The 18,439-nt window shown below is 49.8% G+C and carries 12 protein-coding genes and 1 pseudogene; 7 read left to right on the top strand and 6 right to left on the bottom strand.

The genetic code is table 11. The features are described 5' to 3' along the window. The 3 genes and pseudogenes from L1D47_RS18580 to L1D47_RS18570 form a co-directional block, all read right to left on the bottom strand. Positions 1-179, bottom strand: a pseudogene (locus L1D47_RS18580) (IS5/IS1182 family transposase); the annotation flags it as partial. Positions 180-322: 143 nt separating this feature from the next. After that, the gene (locus tag L1D47_RS18575; RefSeq protein WP_239886348.1) at positions 323-2,938 is read right to left on the bottom strand and encodes a TonB-dependent receptor; all 2,616 of its coding nucleotides are present in this window, start codon (positions 2,936-2,938) and stop codon (positions 323-325) included. Between the two features lie 1,333 nt (positions 2,939-4,271). Then, positions 4,272-5,339, bottom strand: coding sequence for a class I SAM-dependent methyltransferase (locus L1D47_RS18570; RefSeq protein ID WP_239886347.1), 1,068 nt, complete (start codon positions 5,337-5,339; stop codon positions 4,272-4,274). Positions 5,340-5,594: 255 nt separating this feature from the next. Here L1D47_RS18570 and L1D47_RS18565 point away from each other — a divergent pair, with 255 nt between their 5' ends. Next, a complete protein-coding gene (locus tag L1D47_RS18565) occupies positions 5,595-6,251 on the top strand; it encodes a TetR family transcriptional regulator (RefSeq protein ID WP_239886346.1) in 657 nt (218 codons plus the stop codon). A 66-nt stretch (positions 6,252-6,317) separates the two neighbouring features. Here L1D47_RS18565 and cysK read toward each other — a convergent pair whose 3' ends face one another. Further along, positions 6,318-7,286 (bottom strand): cysteine synthase A, encoded by a 969-nt coding sequence (gene cysK / locus L1D47_RS18560; protein ID WP_041509491.1) that lies wholly within the window; start codon positions 7,284-7,286, stop codon positions 6,318-6,320. Positions 7,287-7,510: 224 nt separating this feature from the next. Between cysK and L1D47_RS18555 the strand changes: the two genes are divergently transcribed. Next, entirely contained in the window at positions 7,511-8,791 is a 1,281-nt protein-coding gene (locus tag L1D47_RS18555; RefSeq protein WP_345778774.1) for an RDD family protein, read from the top strand. Between the two features lie 50 nt (positions 8,792-8,841). Here L1D47_RS18555 and cysZ read toward each other — a convergent pair whose 3' ends face one another. Then, complete coding sequence (gene cysZ / locus L1D47_RS18550; protein WP_239886345.1) at positions 8,842-9,624, bottom strand: sulfate transporter CysZ; 783 nt, start codon at positions 9,622-9,624, stop codon at positions 8,842-8,844. 188 nt (positions 9,625-9,812) lie between these two features. On the opposite strand from cysZ, the gene smc reads away from it, so the two are divergent. The 5 genes from smc (at position 9,813) to L1D47_RS18525 (ending at position 17,611) form a co-directional block, all read left to right on the top strand. Next, the gene (gene smc / locus L1D47_RS18545; protein ID WP_239886344.1) at positions 9,813-13,250 is read left to right on the top strand and encodes a chromosome segregation protein SMC; all 3,438 of its coding nucleotides are present in this window, start codon (positions 9,813-9,815) and stop codon (positions 13,248-13,250) included. 23 nt (positions 13,251-13,273) lie between these two features. Further along, complete coding sequence (zipA, locus tag L1D47_RS18540; protein WP_239886343.1) at positions 13,274-14,305, top strand: cell division protein ZipA; 1,032 nt, start codon at positions 13,274-13,276, stop codon at positions 14,303-14,305. Positions 14,306-14,372: 67 nt separating this feature from the next. Next, positions 14,373-16,715, top strand: a complete 2,343-nt coding sequence (gene ligA, locus L1D47_RS18535) for an NAD-dependent DNA ligase LigA (protein ID WP_239886342.1) — start codon at positions 14,373-14,375, stop codon at positions 16,713-16,715. Next, on the top strand, positions 16,708-17,019 hold the full coding sequence (locus L1D47_RS18530) for a hypothetical protein (RefSeq protein WP_239886341.1): 312 nt from the start codon (positions 16,708-16,710) through the stop codon (positions 17,017-17,019). Before ligA ends, L1D47_RS18530 begins: the two co-directional genes overlap by 8 nt. A gap of 121 nt (positions 17,020-17,140) precedes the next feature. Next, the gene (locus L1D47_RS18525; protein WP_239886340.1) at positions 17,141-17,611 is read left to right on the top strand and encodes a DUF2919 domain-containing protein; all 471 of its coding nucleotides are present in this window, start codon (positions 17,141-17,143) and stop codon (positions 17,609-17,611) included. A 645-nt stretch (positions 17,612-18,256) separates the two neighbouring features. Here L1D47_RS18525 and L1D47_RS18520 read toward each other — a convergent pair. Continuing rightward, the coding region (locus L1D47_RS18520) for a hypothetical protein (protein ID WP_239882767.1) at positions 18,257-18,439 on the bottom strand (183 nt) is incomplete at its 5' end.

Here is an 18,439-nt window from a genome sequence, read left to right as displayed (position 1 = left end):
ATCGTTTCCAGTGGATAGGGACGACGACCATTGCCCGCTTTTGGATAAAAGGGCTCAATCACTTCCAGCAGTTGAGTCCATGGTAACAGGTTGTCCATCCGAGATAAGAAAATCTCTTTACGGGTCTGGCGGCGCTTGCTGGAAAACTCACTATCGGCAAAAGTTAACTGTTGGCTCATGGGCGGTAATGGCTGTGATTTACTATGTAGCTATGATCTCACATCAGGGACTTATTCGCATCTTCCCTAATAGTCGCTCACTAAATAGCTTCAATAAAAAACGGCATCCTAGGATGCCGTTTTTTCATTAAGACTCTGTGAGATTAGAACTTCTGAGTATATGATGCTGTATAAGTACGACCATATAGGTTGTACAGAGAAGAATCATATTTCAGGTTTGAATCTAACACTGGATCTTCGTTAGTAATGTTACGAACACCTAGAGTGAACTTACCATTCCAAGGAGCGTTGTAGCTATAGGTCGCATCAAATGTAGTTTGAGACGAAAGCGAACCAATTTGCTCGTAGGAATTTGGATCTGTCTTTTCTGCCTGACCATCGATGTATTGAGTCAACAGTGACGCATTGTGGTCACCATATGTCCAATCGATCACCCATGTGAAGCGGAATTCTGGCATACCGTTACGGCCAATCTTGTTGTTCACTGGACCATCGAAGTATTCTTCTTCATTGTAGTCAATGACATAAGTTAGATCGAAGGTTGAACCAAAGTCACCCACAGCTGTCTCTAGACCGGTATAAGTCAGGTTAAAGTCGATACCTGAAGTATCGAAACCATTGCCGTTAACTTGTGGAGTAGTAGCTGACAGGATCTTACCGTTAGGATTATCACCAACACGCTTAATATCTCCAAGCGCTAAGTTGCCGTAACCCACTTTTTTCTCTTCTTTAAGCAATGAGTTTAGAGAAACAAAGGTGATCACGTCTTCAATGCTCAGATCGTAGTATTCAACTTTAGTGCTGAAGTTGTCTGTGATGTTCCAGATCACACCTAGGTTATAGAAATCTGAAGTTTCTGGCTGTAGCTTAGAGTTTGCAGTACGAGTCACGTCATATTGCTTTGCTTTACAATCGGCTGGAGACGTGCCTTGTATTTCACAGTAGTGGTAGTCAGTTGCACTGTCGGCACTAAATGAATCTGCCGCATATAAGTCAGATAGTGACGGTGCGCGGAAGCCTTGGCCCCATGAAGCGCGCAGTACCACGTTATCTAGAACTTGATAACGGAGAGCAACTTTAGGGGTTGTCGCTGAGCCGAAGTCAGAGTAGTCGTCGTAGCGGAAGGCTAGGTTAAGCTCTAAAGCTTCAGTTACAGGGATAATGGACTCACCGAAGACTGCGAATACATCGCGGTCGCCAGCTGAACCATTACCTGATGAACCAATGACTTCACCAGCAGATGACTCTGCATCGACACGTGATTCATACTTGTACTGCATGAACTCAGTACCAAAGTACCAACCGATATCACCAGCTGGTAGCTCAATTGCCTCGAAGTTAACACCAGCATTCACACTATGGAATTCCATAATGTCTTGCTTCAGTGTGTCGTGACTAATCGCTGCAACAACTGCAGCGCTGTTACCTTCTGGACCGAAGTTAAAGTCGCCGCTCTTCACTAAGTTTTCTACAGTTGGGCGGTGTACATAACCAGAACCGTAGTTGCTGTTTTCAGCCAAGTTGTAGTGGTAGGTGAAATCCCAGCCGAAGTTGTCGTGTTCGCCAACCAGACCTAACTGGAGATCAGTGCTGTAGTCGATGGTCTTAGAGTCACGAGTACCAACATCGGTGAAGCGATAATATACGCGACCCGCATCTGGGTTTTTACTTGTACCAGTGCTGTTACCATTCGAGTCAATGTTTTGAATATCTACTTGACCAGCATCAACATTGAACCAACCAGCGGCAGGTGCATAACGACCAAAAGTTTCGTTACGAGAGAACAGACCTTGGCCTTCGAAGCGAACTTCATCAGAAATTTCATAGTCTGCATTGATGTAACCAGCTGTATATTTACGCGCTGCGTGATCAGCTGCTTCAGAGGTATAATCATAGCCGCAGATATAGTCGCCATCACCGTAGTCATAGATATGACCACCGCCTACCATCTTATCATTTTTACAGGCGGCCATTGGGTTAAATTGACCCGTTGTCATGTTCAAGAAGTTACGAGCATATGCCGATACACCTGTTGTATCTGCATATTTATCCGCTAATACGTTTGTTGAACTTGAGAACCAACGGTCGCGTTGATAAATGATTTCACGGTTCTGGTGCTCCATTGAGAAAGTCATGCTTCCTTTGTCACCACTTACTCCACCAATTACGTGTGCTTTCCACTCTTCACCACCGGCTTGTTGCGGGTTGGTACCTGTTGCAGAAAACTCAAGACCATCGAAGTTTTTCTTCAGGATAATGTTAACCACGCCTGCTACGGCATCAGAACCATATACAGCAGAAGCGCCGTCCGTAAGGACTTCTATTCTTTCGATGGCTGCTGTAGGAATAGTGTTTAGGTTTACAGCTGTTCCACCTAGAGTAGGTGAACCTGGCATACGTTTGCCGTTGAGCAGGACGAGAGTTCTGTCTGCACCAGCACCACGAAGTGAGATGTTTGATTGGCTCTGCCAAGTACTGCCTGAAGATTCAGCGTAAGAACCAAAGGTGTTTATGTTGCTACGACGAAGAACGTCAGCTACAGACATTTCACCTGTTTTTTCAATATCAGCAGCACTAATAGTTGTGACTGGTGAAGATCCTTCTAGGTCGGTGCGCTTAATACGTGAACCTGTAACTTCGATACGTTCGACGCTATCTTCATCTGCTGCATAAACGGCTGGCGCACTCAGTGCTGCCGTTGCGGCACCACCAATTAATGCGAAACGCACAGCTTTAGCCAATATAGAATTAGGCTGCATTTTGTTTCTCCCTGAGACTTATTTTATTTTTGAATTGAATACTGCTGAATTGCTATTTTTTTGAGCAGTTCTATGTGTTGAACTTTATTTAGTAAAAACTTTTCAAATGTTTACTTATATTGATAAGTCTTTACCTCGCGTTCGATATAAGCATAGAGAGATAACAACTGCAACATGGTGGCTACAGGTGATACAGCGTTTAAAGCCGTAGGTGAGTTATCTTTTTCGCAACAATAAATACACATCGAGTTCTTTGTCTGCGTTTTTTACTTGAGCTGTTATTCTTGTTGTGGCTGGCAGTGTTACATTTTGTTGCCTTGGGTTGCCGAATTGTTGTTGTTGTGGTTATTTTTGGTTTTCAGGTTGTTATTTTTATTGTCTTTGTTTGTTTTCTTGGTGTTTAATTTGTTATTTAAAAAAAATGCAAAATTTATGAAAAATATTGCGGGAATGATTTATTTTTGACCAAGGTCTTGTCAATTCCCTCTTCTTCATTTGTTATTTTAATGTTGGTTAATCTTGTTGTACTCCTTTTTGATTAATACTAATGCCATAGATTTTGGCGAATTCATTCGTTTTTCGTGCTGATTAATTAGCCGTTAATATGAGGTGTCAGAGTAGGCTTGTTAAAAATATGTTTCTGCAAATGGTTTTTGGTGGGGATTTAATTCAGAACGTGCTAAGGAAGGTGCGAACAAGTCGTCGCACAGCTCTGGCTTTGATAGCAGCGACAGTTCAAGGCATTCAACTGAGGGCATGCCGAGGCCTGCTGAAGTTGAATAACGCCGAAATGGTGTTGCTATCAAAGCCCCGCAGGGCGAGGCTTACAGCGGTATTTGCTGCGTTACAGTTCTTGCGAAGGACTAGGGCCATTCGCTGCAAACTGTGCCTAGCATCTATCCACTTTAAGCACACGCAGAGCAAGCGCGGGANTCGTCGCACAGCTCTGGCTTTGATAGCAGCGACAGTTCAAGGCATTCAACTGAGGGCATGCCGAGGCCTGCTGAAGTTGAATAACGCCGAAATGGTGTTGCTATCAAAGCCCCGCAGGGCGAGGCTTACAGCGGTATTTGCTGCGTTACAGTTCTTGCGAAGGACTAGGGCCATTCGCTGCAAACTGTGCCTAGCATCTATCCACTTTAAGCACACGCAGAGCAAGCGCGGGACTTATTCGCACCTTCCCTAATAAAGGCTAACGGTATTGAATTACGACAGTAAGTTATCGCGCTAATAATGTAGAGCTTTTGGACAATAGAGAGGCTAGCGCTTGCTTGGCCTCGTCTGTGTGGTTTGGTGTTAAACGTGTTTTACCGCAAGGGCTTGATTTGACGTGTTAAGGTTTACGTCGGCAACGCAGTAGTGTATGGCCCAAGCCAATCTCGTCTATATCTTCATCGACATAGAGACCCGCTAATGAGATCAGTTTGAGGAGATCTTTGGAGTGATACATACGGCTGTTGCCATTGGCCATCGCCGTAAAGTAGAGCGAGGTTGCATTGACACAATAGGCCCCGGCTTCACAGGGTTGTCTATCCCAAAAGGTCTCCAAGATACAGAGTTCGCTATGGGGCGCCATGTGCTCTCTCGCTAATGTTAAAATAGTAAGTATTTGCTCTTGTGAAAAGCAGTCTAAGAACTGACTCATCCAGTAGAGATCTCCCCCCTCATAGAAAGGCGTATCAGCCTTTAATAGATCGCATTCAAAGCCATGGATACGTTCGCTTAAGCCTTTGTCCTTGGCATTTTCCATAGCCACCTTGAGTTGACCGGGCAGATCCATGATGGTGACATCGACATCGGCATCGTATTGGGTACAGGCCAGTGCCCATTTTCCCGTGTTGCCGCCGATATCCACCAAGGTTTTTGGTTGGGCCTTAAAGATCAACGGCAGCACAGTGCCAAAGGCGTGATCCGAATAGAAGTGGTCAAACTCGAACCAACTCTGCTTAGCTGCCGCAGGCAACTGGCTTAGGCCGGGGTAGATGGTCTGCCAGTCGCCAAATACTTTCAAACCACTGGCTTCGCCTTTTTCCAGTGCCTTGTCGAGTTCGAACATCCCTTGATAACAAACGTCATGATTGAAGTTGAGGTTGACTCTGGACATCTCATCGTGAAGTAGGAAGTGACCTATCTTATCCAGATGATAACCTTGCCCTGCTTGCCAGATGAGGCCCATGCTGAGGCCCATATCCAGCAGGACGCCGACAGCATAGTCTGACAGCTCAACTAGGCTTGAGAGTCTGGCTCGGCTCAAGCCTGGTTCGGCTTCTATTTTCGTTAAGAGATCAAATTTTAACAGACAACGGGCAACCTGGAAGGTTATGGGAGCGAATGCGATTTTTTGTGCTTCGAATTTGGCATCAAATGCCGAAATCGTTTTCGGCGATTGGTAAAAGTCCATCAGAGTCCTGACGCTTGTGTGAGTGAAATGCCATCCACTCTAGCCGGATCCCCCGTTGAGTACATCAAGTCTATGTCGATTTATCGACCTGGCTCGCGAAATCTGACAAGAGACAGCTGAAATTAACGGCGATACAAAGCGTTATTGATCACAGTAGCAGGAGAGTGTGAGGGTTGCGGGCTAGGTCAAGTGTTGCTCAGGTGTTAATATGAAGTGGCTCAGCCGCCGACGGCTTGGACTAATAAGGATAGGTAAATGCAGCAACCTCTTAGTTATGTTGGACGTATCACCCACAGGGCCGATGGTGAGGCCCGGCGCGTGGCTATCTTAGAGGCGACCCTGCGGTTGATCATCAGGGAGGGGGTGCGCGGCGTACGTCATCGCGCTGTGGCAACCGAGGCGCAGGTACCACTGGCCTCGACCACCTATTACTTTAAAGACATCAAAGATCTGATCAGTGACGCCTTAACCTATTTTGCCGAGAAGACCCTGTGGATGAATAACACCCTAGAGGAGAAGAGTTTCCAGTTGCTCGAGGTGCTCAAGGCGGACAGTGAGTTGATGTCCCTCGATAACATAGCTGTGCATCTGACCGAGTTTCTCTGTGAGCATATTCAGACTCAGGTGAGCCACAAAGACGATCGCATTCTCGAGCTGGCGTTTCACGAAGAGGCACTACGTAATCCAGCGCTCGCCGAGGCCATTCAGTTGCTGGATAATGGCTTCATCAGGACTATCGAACAGTTTTTTACCGCCTTAGGATCATCCTCGGCCAATGCCGATGCCCATCAGCTGCTTGGGCTCATTCGTTGGGTGGAGTATCAGAGTCTGATTAGTGGCAATCTAGATAGCGACTTTCTCAAGCAGACGGTGGGCGCCTGTATCGATAAGATATTGCGCGCCATAAAATAAGCCCCCAATAGCTAGCAAAAACTATCGGGGGCTTGGGTCAGTTAACGCGCCGGATGAGGGCGAGTCTTACTGTACGTTTTCCGCGTCGCCAAATTGGCCCTGGAAGAGTACAGATGAGAGGTAACGTTCGGCTGCAGAGGGCAGGATCACTACGATGTTCTTGCCTTCAAATTCTGGCAGTTCGGCGATACGGTTTGCAGCAACCACGGCAGCACCAGAAGAGATACCCACCAGGATACCTTCCTCTTTCATCAGGCGCTGAGCCATCTCGATCGCTTCTTCGTTGGTCACGGCTTCAACACGGTCGACCACTTCGAGATCTAGGTTAGCCGGGATGAAACCAGCGCCGATACCTTGGATCTTATGTGGGCCAGGCTGCACGGGTTGACCGGCCATGGTCTGGCCAATGACCGGTGAGTCTGCGGGCTCAACCGCTACCGAGGTGATCGCCTTACCTTGGGTTTGCTTGATGTAACGGCTAACACCTGTGATGGTACCACCTGTGCCCACGCCGGCAACGACGACATCTACTTCACCGTCTGTGTCATTCCAGATCTCTGGACCCGTGGTCTTCTCGTGGATCTCTGGGTTAGCTGGGTTGTCGAATTGACCCAAGATCAGGTATTTCTCAGGTGCTGATTGACGCAGCTCTTCAGCCTTGTCGATGGCGCCCTTCATACCCTTGGCACCTTCGGTCAGCACAAGATTGGCGCCCAGCGCCTTAAGCAGCTTGCGACGCTCTAGACTCATGGTGTTTGGCATGGTTAGGGTTAATTTATAACCACGGGCCGCGGCGACATAGGCCAGCGCAATACCCGTGTTACCTGAAGTCGGCTCAATCAATTCTTTATCTTTAGTGAGCAAGCCCTTCTTTTCGGCGTCCCAAATCATATTCGCGCCGATACGACACTTTACACTAAAGCTAGGGTTTCGGGCCTCAACCTTGGCGAGCACATTTCCCTTGCTGACGCGATTTAGGCGAACAAGAGGTGTATTACCTATGGTATATGAATTGTCTTCGAAAATTTTACTCATGGATTACTTGCTCCTTTATGTATACAGCTAAATCATAGTGTGGTTTCAGCGCATTAGAAATGATAGTTTCATCTTCGTTATTCCTTTCTGTTATAAAAGCAACCACTTATATCATAAATACCTCACTGAGGGGGCTGGTCTAATGAGGATCCTATTGATAAGTTAGCAAAATGTATCCAGTCCGCTAACCCAAATAATCGGAATAAACTGCAGGGAGCAGATGAGTGACTAGCACAAACGATAGGAGAGGGGATTCGGCTCATATGCCGATCGCCGCGCATCAATCACCGAGTCCTAAATCCAGTGCGCCTAAAACTAAAGATCCCAAAACAATCGTCACCCCTTTCGCCTTTCATGTTGCGCCAGATCTGCTTTATACCCCGCTGGCATCGCCGCTCAAGCGTGGTCTGGCTATGTTAATCGACGCCTTGTTGATCAGCGTGCTGGCTGAGCAGGCCGGCGCACTGTTTATTCTCTTGGTCGGTTTAACCTTGGTCATTGAACGTCGCAGCCACCAACTGGGTAAGGCGCTGAAGTGGGGGCTCTATCTTGCCATGTTGCTAATGACTATCTGGGTCACCAGCGACAATATCATCTCTTACGGCGAAGGTGATAAAGCTGACGCGGGGGGGAAATCGGCTCAGACCACAGGCCTTAAGGCCGACTCGTTAGAGACACTGAAAATCATGCCGCAGATCTTATCCTTCAGCCTGTGTGAGGAGGCAGGCTGCGCCGATGAGAAGTTAACGACACTATTTGGCGCCCTCGATACCTTAAAGGCAAGTGACAGTGAAAAGGTCGCGCTGGTGTCTCAATTAATCAAGGAGTTGTCGCTTTCCGACCAAGAAAAAGCGCTGCTAATGCAGCGTCTGACTCAGCGTTATCCGAACATAGCGCCGGTTAGCAAGCCTGGTATGTCTAACCCTGATATGTCTAACCCTGATATGTCTAACCCTGATATGTCTAACCCTGGTATTTCAAACCCTAGTACGTCTACCGAGGCAAACCTTGCCTCCAGTGACGCAGCGCCTAACGAAGAGCCTGCTGCCGGCACAAAGCCAGACCATCAGGATATTACAGATAAGCTCACGCCGCTGGTTATCGATGCCGATAAACTCGATGAGGAAGATAGGCCCTCGCCCTACAGCCTACTCGAGTGGGCGAAGGGGATATTGAATGATCTCGGTTTAGGCTTTGGTTGGGCCGCCTTCTATTTTACCGTTTTCACCGCCTGGTTCGATGGCCAGACCTTAGGTAAGAAGCTGCTTAACATTCGGGTGGTGCCGCTTGATGCCTCGCGCATCTCCCTGTGGGATGCCTTTGGTCGTTATGGCGGCTACGGCGCCGGCTTCGCTACCGGCCTGTTGGGGTTCTTACAGATTTATTGGGATGCCAATCGTCAGGCGATTCAAGATAAGATCTCAGAAACGGTTGTTGTCGACCTCTCTAAGCCCAGAGAAGTCCCTGTCGAGGAGCGCTCCCCTGAGGTATATGGCGGCGCCTGATGCGTAATAAAAAGGCCTGCAATTGCAGGCCTTTTCTTTTGAAGTGAGCTTTATTCAGGGGCAATGTGCGCGTTGCGATAGGCGTCGCGATATTTGTCGACCCACATGGAGGTGGCACCGCAAATAGCGACCGGCATCACGATAAAGTTGATGATGGGGATCATCGAAAACAGGGTCACGGCGGCGCCGAAGCTAAAGCTGCTGCCCTTGGTCTGATTGAGGGCAAACTTCATGTCGTTGAAGGGCACCTTGTGGTTATCGAAGGGATAGTCACAATACTGAATCGCCATCATCCAGGTGCTAAACAAGAACCAGAGCACGGGGGCCGCAGTCTGGCCGATAAAGGGCACCCAAAACAGGATAAGAAACAGTATGGCTCTGGGGAGATAATATTTTAGCTTTATCCATTCGCGCCCGAGGATGCGCGGCAGATCCTTTATCAGGTCGATAGTGCCGCCGGTATTAAGGTCTTTGCCGGTGAGATATTGCTCCACCTTCTCCGCCAGCAGCCCGTTGAAGGGCGCCGCTATCCAGTTCATCACAGAACTGAAGACAAAGGAGAGCACCACCAACAGGGTCAACACCGCCAGTGGCCAGAGCAGGAAGTTGAGCCAGCTGAGATAATCGGGCAGCTGACCATTGATCCATTGGAACACCTGTTCCAGCTGACCGATGGCGAAGTAGATCACCGCCGCAAACAGCACCAGGTTGACGCTGAGGGGGATGAAGACGAAGCGTCTCAGGCCCGGCTGTTTGATCAGCCGAAAGCCGTCGAGGAAATAGTTCACGCCACTCTTTGCTGGCTTAGCTGCCTTGCTTGCTTGTTGATTCATAGTCTTATCTGAATATCCTTAGATCTTGCTTAAGGGCGATTGTGTGTCAGCCCTGTTGTAAAAACAAGGGTGAAATCACGTCGGCGGGCAGAAAAAACGTTACAAAATGCGGCATGCTTTGATAAAGTGACAAGCAATAATAACAGCGATGCAAAGCGCGCCCTCCTGAAGACGACCAAACTGGCACAATGAGACTCACACAGATAAAACTTGCTGGATTTAAGTCGTTTGTCGATGTCACTAAAATCCCTTTTAACCAACCGCTTACGGCCATTGTTGGGCCAAATGGCTGTGGTAAGTCGAATGTCATCGATGCCGTGCGCTGGGTGCTGGGTGAAAGCTCGGCCAAACATCTGCGTGGCGACTCCATGGCAGACGTTATCTTTAACGGCTCCTCGGCCAGACGCCCTGTCTCAGTCGCCAGCGTCGAGCTGAGCTTTGACAACCAGCAGGGGCGTCTGGGCGGTCAGTATGCCGGCTATCAGGCGATTGCCGTCAAACGTCAGGTGAGCCGGGACGGTGAATCCAGCTACTTTCTCAACGGGCAGAAGTGTCGCCGCAAGGACATTACCGATCTCTTCATGGGCACGGGCCTTGGCCCGCGCAGCTACGCCATCATAGAACAGGGCACCATCTCCCGTCTTATCGAGTCCAAGCCTCAGGAATTGAGGGTCTTTATCGAAGAGGCGGCGGGGATCTCCCGCTATAAGGAGCGACGCCGTGAGACGGAAAACCGCATCCGGCATACTCGCGAAAACCTCGAACGCTTAGGGGATATCCGTCAGGAGCTTGGTCGCCAGATCGACAAACTGGCCGAGCAGGCCGAGGCCGCGCGTCAATACCGGGCATTGAAACAGACAGAGCGGGAACAACAGGCGCAGCTCGAGGTGGCCAAATACCTTGAACTCACGGCCCAGCATGACAAGTTGTCTCAGGAGATAGAGGCAAAGACGCTCACTCAGAGTGAGGGCGACGCCGGACGTGAGGCTTTGTCGCGTACCCTGACCGAACTTAAACTGAAACTCGATGAATTAGAGCGTCAGGAGCAGCAACAGGTCGAGGCCTTCTACCTCAATGGCAATCAGATCGCCAAGCTCGAGCAGGAGGTGAAGCACCGCCAGCAACAAGACGCGCACCTCAAGCAGCGTATCGCCAAGGACAAGGAAAAGCTGGCGCTGCTGCAAGCCCAACATCAGGCGCTCACCTTGACCTGTGAAGATCTTAACGAGCGTCACAGTAGCGCCCAGCAAGCGCATCAGGCGCTGCAATTGCAGATTGAAATACTCGACGAGCAGCTCGGCGAGGTTGAGCTCTCGCTTGAGCAGGCGCAGGAGGCCGATAGCCAGGCCAAGCAGGCGGTCAATCAATGTCAGCTGCGCCTCGAACTCACCAAGGGTGAGCTGAAACATAAGCAGAGCGCCCTTACTCAGCTAAGTGCTCAACATCAGCGCGCCGCCCAGCAGCTAGAGCAGTTGTCCCATCAGGATGAGACGGCCAATCTAGCGCTGCAAAATGCCCAGTGTGAACGATTAGCCCTGCGAGTCGATGAGCTTAAGGGAGAAATTGACCAGGGCGTCGGCGCTCAGTCTCAGCTGCAGGAGCAGGCACGTCAGACCCAGACACAGGTCGATGCCTTGTCCCAGTCGCTGGCCGAGGAGCGAGGCCGACTGGCGGTGGTCGAGCGCATCTTGCCTAAGGAAGACCCACTACAGGGGCGTGCCCTCTGGCAGGCGATTCGGGTCTCGCCCGGCTGGGAAGCGGCGGTCGACCTGCTGCTCGATGGTCTGCTTACCCAAAGTGTCAGCGGCAAGCTGGTTGAGGATGAAACTGCTAATGCTACAGGCTTAGCGAGTGGTTTTCAGTTATGCGAGCCGCAGCAGTGGGCGGGGCTGAGCAGCGAGGTCAACCTGTCTCCCTGGCTGTCGAGACTCACCTGGGTCGATAGCCTGAGTCAGGCCAAGGCGCAGCTGGAGTCGCTTGAGGATGATGAGCGTATCGTCACCGCCGATGGTTACATCCTAGGTAAGGGATTTGTGCTGCAAAAGGCTGAGCAGGGCAGTCAGCTGGTGCAGCTCAAGGCCGAGCAACAGGCGCTTGCGAGCAGCATAGAGGCCAGCGTCGAGGCGATAGATGAGCGCAAGGCGGTGCTTGCTGACCTTAATCAAGCCCTGGATGAGCGCCGCGAGGGCTTGGCGCAGCTTAATGTTAGCCTGCAGGGGACGCAGCTTGAGCGTGAACGCCTGATGGCGCAGGCCCAGGCGACCCAGGCACGCATCGCCCAGCAAAGCGAGCAGCAAACCAGGCTAAGGGTGCAGCTCGACGAACAGTGCGGCGAGATAGAGACTCTGGAGCAGAGCCTAGGTGAGCTCACCAGTCGCCGCGACCAGGATGAGGCGCAATTGGCTGAGCTTAAGCGCGCCGCCGACGGCAAGGTGACCGGCCTTGCCGATCGCCGTGCCCAGCATAAGACCCTGGGGCGTGAGCGCCATGCGTTGGCGCAACAGTCGCAGCAGCTACAGCAGTCACTGCAGGCGATCAATACCGAGCAGGCACTTAGCCGCCAACAGGGAGAGCAGCTCGATAGGCAGATGAGCGATCTGCGTCAGGAATTAACTCAGTTGCAGGGGCAACTCGAGGGGCAGGATAAGTCCGACGGTAAGCTTCAGACCGACGCCATGGCTACCCAGCTCAATCAAGCCCTGGCACGTCAGGCCGAGGTGCAGACTAGGCTCGATGCGCTTCGCCTTCAGCAGGCAGAGCTGCAAAATCAAGCAGACGAGATAGGTGCCAAGCAAAAACAACAACTTGGCAAGTTAGAGCACTTGACTCAAGCCATCAGCGCGTTAAAGTTACGTCGCGAAGGGATAAAAGGTCAAATTGACAGTCAGTTAGCACAGCTTAATAGCCAAGAGGTGGAGATTGCTCAGGTGCAGCCGTCGCTGGATTTGAGTGTCAGCTTAAGCCATCGTCAGAAGGCGCTGGAGCGCACCCGGGCGCAGATTGAACATCTGGGCGCGATTAACCTTGCGGCCATTGAAGAGTTTGAGCAGCAGAGCCAACGTAAGGCCTATCTCGACAGTCAAGATGCGGATTTGGCCAAGGCGCTCGGCAGCCTGGAGGAGGCGATTCGCAAGATCGACCGGGAAACCAAGACGCGATTTAAGGAGACCTTCGATAAGGTCAACCAAGATCTCGGCGTGCTCTTCCCTAAGGTGTTTGGCGGCGGCAGCGCCTATCTGGCACTGACCGATGACGATCTGCTGGAGACGGGGGTCACCATCATGGCCAGGCCGCCGGGTAAAAAGAATAGTACGATTCACCTGCTTTCGGGTGGAGAAAAAGCATTAACCGCTTTATCATTGGTATTTGCGATTTTTAGGCTGAATCCCGCGCCGTTTTGTATGCTGGATGAGGTCGATGCACCGCTCGATGATGCCAATGTCGACAGGTTCTGCCGACTGGTGAAAGAGATGTCTCAGAGCGTGCAATTTGTTTATATTAGTCACAATAAGATCACCATGGAATTGGCCGATCAACTAATAGGTGTCACTATGCATGAGCCAGGGGTTTCACGCATAGTTGCCGTCGATATCGATGAGGCGGTGGCTTTAGCCGACGCAGTATAATTTTGGGAAAAACAGGGTAATCAATGGAAAATTTGCAACTGGTATTGTTCGTGTTAGGCGCGGTAGCCATTATCGCGGTACTTGTGCATGGTTTTTGGTCCATTAGGCGGCAGCAACCTAAATCATTAAAAGAATCGCCCATGACTGGGCTATACACAGACAAGACACGTGACAGTGACGGTTTCGACGCCGATGGCGTTGGCCCTGTAAGAGTCGTTAAAAACAACGCAGAGCAAGGCATTCCCAAGGCCACCTCTAGCAGTCGTGCCACACCAGCCGGTGTGCGGGCACAAGAGCGCGAGGCTGAAGAGGCTTCACAGAGCTTCTCTCTGTCGGATGAGCCTAAGCAGAAGGCGCCGCGTTCGCGTCAAGAGCCGGTATTGTCGGCGACTCCGAGCGAGGAGGTTGCCGATGCCCAACTTGAGCAGATGGAATTAGGCCTTGGTCAGGCGCCGGCGCAGCCCTCGCTGTTTGAAGATCCTGTCACCGAGCGCAAGCAGGAGCCAGCGCGCCCCGCGGCTCAGGTCGACGCGGCGCAGCCAACCCAAGCGACCCAAGCACAGCCAACCCAAGCACAACCTGTTGAACCACAGCAAGTTGAGTCTAAGCCAGAGCCACAAGTAGCCGAAGAGCCGCCTCTGGGCGAGCCGCAGGATGTACTTGTGCTGCACGTGGTGGCCAAAGAGGGTGAAGCCCTCAACGGCGCCGAGTTGTTGCCAAGCCTGCTGACCCTAAACTTCAAGTTTGGTGAAATGGATATCTTCCATCGTCATGAAGATAACGCTGGGACTGGTAAGGTGCTGTTTTCATTGGCCAACATGGTTAAGCCTGGAGTGTTCAACCCAGATGAGATGGAGCAGTTTACCACTCAGGGCATAGTGCTGTTTATGACACTGCCTTGCTATGGCGACCCGCTGATGAATTTCTCCATCATGCTTAATTCGGCCCATCAGCTTGCCGACGATCTCGGCGGTGAAGTGCTCGACGGTGGTCGCGGCGCCTGGAGTGAGCAGACTAAACAGTCTTACCTACAGCGTATTCGCGCGCAGATGTGATCCCTAAACCGATATTGAACGAGAGGCCGCATCAGCGGCCTCTGTTGCTTAAACTGGATAAGAAACCATGCAAGCCATACAAGATGAGATTAAACAGTTAACCGACGAGCTCAATCAGCACAACTATCGCTACTATGTCGATGATGCGCCTTCGATCCCCGACGCCGAATATGATCGCCTCATGCGTCGCCTTCAGGCACTAGAAGCTGAGCATCCGGAGCTGGCACAGGTCGACTCGCCAACCCAGAGAGTGGGCGGCGAGGCCCTGAGCAAGTTCACCCAGGTGACTCATCTCAAGCCCATGTTGAGCCTGGATAACGTCTTTAGCGAAGAGGAATTTAACGCCTTCTACAAGCGCGTCGGCGACAAGCTGCCCGAGGCGCCGGCATTTTGCTGTGAGCCCAAGTTAGACGGCTTGGCGGTGAGTATTCTCTATCGTGATGGTGTGTTCGAGCGCGCCGCTACCCGTGGCGATGGCACGGTCGGTGAGGATATTACCGAGAACGTCCGCACCATTAAATCTGTGCCTCTGAAACTTAGGGGCAGCGGTTTCCCGCCACTGCTCGAGGTGCGCGGCGAGGTCTTCATGCCTAAGGCGGCCTTTGAGGCGGTTAACGATAAGGCCCGCGCCCGCGGCGAGAAACTCTTCGTTAATCCACGAAATGCCGCCGCCGGTAGTCTGCGTCAGCTAGACAGCAAGATCACCGCCAGCCGTTCCCTGGCCTTCTATGCCTATGCCTTGGGTGTGGTGGAGCCTGAGACTTGGCCTCTGGCAGGCAGCCATTTCGAGCAACTGATGCAGCTTAAGGAGTGGGGCTGTCCGGTGAGCAGCGAAGTGAAGGTGTGCGCCGATATCCCCAGTGTGCTGGCCTATTATCAGGACATCCTGACTCGCCGCGGCGATCTGGCTTATGAGATAGACGGCGTGGTGCTTAAGGTGAACGATATCGCCCAGCAACAGAGCTTGGGCTTTGTGGCCAAGGCGCCTCGCTGGGCCACGGCCTATAAGTTTCCGGCCCAGGAGGAGATTACCCTGCTCGAAGGGGTGGACTTCCAGGTGGGACGCACCGGCGCCGTGACCCCTGTTGCGCGCCTGCAACCTGTCTTTGTCGGCGGCGTCACCGTCTCTAACGCCACCTTGCATAATGCCGATGAAATTGCCCGCCTTGATTTAAGGGAGGGAGATACTGTTATCGTTAGGCGAGCAGGAGACGTTATTCCGCAAATAGTATCAGTTGTCCTTGAAAAAAGACAAAGTGAAGCAAAATCTATAAAGTTCCCTGAGAATTGTTTGGTATGTGGTTCACCTATAGAGAAAGTTGTTAAGCAGAAAAAGTTAAAAACTAAAAGTCACTTTTTTGAACAAGCAACTCATAAATGCATCGGGGGACTTAAATGTAGGGCTCAGTTAAAAGAATCCATTAGTTACTTTGTTTCTAAAAAGTGCTTTGATATAGATGGGTTGGGGGACAAAATTGTTGAGCAGTTAATAAATGTAGGTTTGGTTAATAATCCTGCTGATTTATTTAAGCTTTCGTATGATGATTTTGTGAGCCTAGAGGGGTTCGGCGAACTTTCGGCAAGAAAACTTTTCGACGCAATTCAAGATAAAAAGACTATCTCTCTTGAAAGATTTGTATTGGCTTTAGGTATAGCAGAAGTTGGTGATGCAACAGCTAGAGAATTAGCCAAACATTTGGGTAGAGTAGAATTTATAGTAAAGTGTCCATTCGAAGCTTTGTTGCTTATACCCGATGTTGGTACAGATGTTTCTCGTGAAATAAGGGACTTCATGGGTAATGATGTTAACTTGAATTTTATTAAAGAGCTATACAATCAAGTAGAGATAAGACCAACAGAGAAAGGAATCTCTAAGTATATTTTTGAACGTTCGAAAATGGAACATTATGTTGTTAATTTGCATATACCAACAATAGCAAAGGTTACAGCATCTATATTGTCTGATGTGTTTCCTAGTCTTGAAGATTTATTTGAAGCAAATTTTGAAAGTTTACTGAGTATTAATGGTCTTACAGATAAGCGTAGGAAAGAGTTGCTAAAATATATTTCAGAGCAATGTAATAGGGAATATGCTATAAAACTTGAGTTGGTTTTAAAGAAACTTGGGTTGCATTGGTCACAGAGTTACAATGGTGACGATGAAAGTGAAATTGTTGAGTCGTTTTTTACAGATAAGACATTCGTTTTAACAGGCAGTTTTACAAGTTTTTCTAGAAATGATTTAAAAAGCCTTTTAGAAAGCAAGGGGGCTAAAGTTTTAGGAAGTGTCTCTAAAAATACTAACTTCCTTATAGCTGGAGAAAAGGCTGGAAGTAAATTAACTAAGGCCGAAGCACTTGGTATTGAAATATGGGATGAAAACCTAGTGAAGGAGAAGTTAAGTGGATAAATGGACTTTTCATGTACAGGGAACAGCAGCTGTGCCATATGTAGTCATTTTTGAGAAGATTACTAAACATATAAAGGTAACCTGCGATTGTCCAGCTGGCCTAAGAGGAAAATTATGTAAGCACAAGCTTGGTATCCTAACTGAAAATATTAAAAATAATACAGAGTTGGGGAAGGAGCTTGTTAATGACGGTTATAATGATTCACTAGCAGAACTTACCAATTGTGAAGTTAGTATTAAACAATTGAATGATGAAATGGTTAGATTAAAGAAAGTGCTTGCTAATAAAATGAAGACTAATTGATTCAGGGAGCGCCATCGAGAGATGGCGCTTTTTTTATCTCTCATGACCGCCTTTTGTTAATCGCCGTTGAAATCCTCTACATCATCACCATATAGAGAGAAACAGGGGAGGGAGAACGCCGTTGAATTTTGGACATATTAATTGGTTAGACGATAAGGGGCACTTTAAGCCGCCGCTCATGTTGTTCCTGATGCTGGCCTTTATCGCGCGGGGGTGGTGTGTGTTTATCGCCTCCCTGACCCAGGCTAGCGATCGTGCTGGTTTGGTGGCCCTCATCTATCCGCAAAAATCTGACTTCTTAATGGCCTTGGCGGCAGGTGTTGGCGGCTTGGTCCTCTATGGCTTAGTGATCGCCGAGCGTAAACGCTCACCCCTCTGGCTTAGACCCGCCTTCAATCAACTCAAACCTCTGCTGATCGGACTCTTGATGCTGGATGCCGGTCTCCTGTTGCAGCGCCTCATTCACAGCCATTTTCTCTTCAGCTGGAGTTTTGGCCTGGACGCGCTATTTCTCTTCTGGAGCCTGCTCTATATTGGCAAGTCGAAGCACCTCAAGTACTACCTGCAAGATTGGCGCAACCAGGTAGATTAGGGAAGGTGCGAATAAGTCCCGTACTTGCTCTGCGTGTGCTTAAAGTGGATAGATGCAAGGCACAGTTTGCAGCGAATGGCCCTAGTCCTTCGCAAGAACTGTAACGCAGCAAATACCGCTGTAAGCCTCGCCCTGCGGGGCTTTGATAGCAACACCATTTCGGCGTTATTCAACTTCAGCAGGCCTCGGCATGCCCTCAGTTGAATGCCTTGAACTGTCGCTGCTATCAAAGCCAGAGCTGTGCGNGTACTTGCTCTGCGTGTGCTTAAAGTGGATAGATGCAAGGCACAGTTTGCAGCGAATGGCCCTAGTCCTTCGCAAGAACTGTAACGCAGCAAATACCGCTGTAAGCCTCGCCCTGCGGGGCTTTGATAGCAACACCATTTCGGCGTTATTCAACTTCAGCAGGCCTCGGCATGCCCTCAGTTGAATGCCTTGAACTGTCGCTGCTATCAAAGCCAGAGCTGTGCGACGACTTGTTCGCACCTTCCTTAGTAAAAAAAAGCGCTGCAAGATGCAGCGCTAAGCATACCTTTTCGAATGAAAATTCAGTCTCAAGATATCGGGATGTTACAAAATACGTAAGCGTCCGACAAACTGCACCTTCATATTTTAGCTATCAGCCACCATCATTGTTCTTCTGATTTATAGGAGGACAATATGTTTAATAACAGTACCCGGCTTGATGTCACTTTGATATGCGGCATCACTGATATGCGCAAGTCGATAGATGGTTTGAGTAACATTGTTGCTTATAGCTTGCGACAAGAGCCCTGTAATGGGCACTTGTTTGTTTTCTGTAATCGACAGCGCAATAAATTGAAGATT

This window comes from Shewanella sp. Isolate7 (genome assembly GCF_022398425.1).
In the GTDB taxonomy this organism is placed as follows: domain Bacteria; phylum Pseudomonadota; class Gammaproteobacteria; order Enterobacterales; family Shewanellaceae; genus Shewanella.
This window is presented reverse-complemented; position numbering and strand designations above follow the sequence as displayed.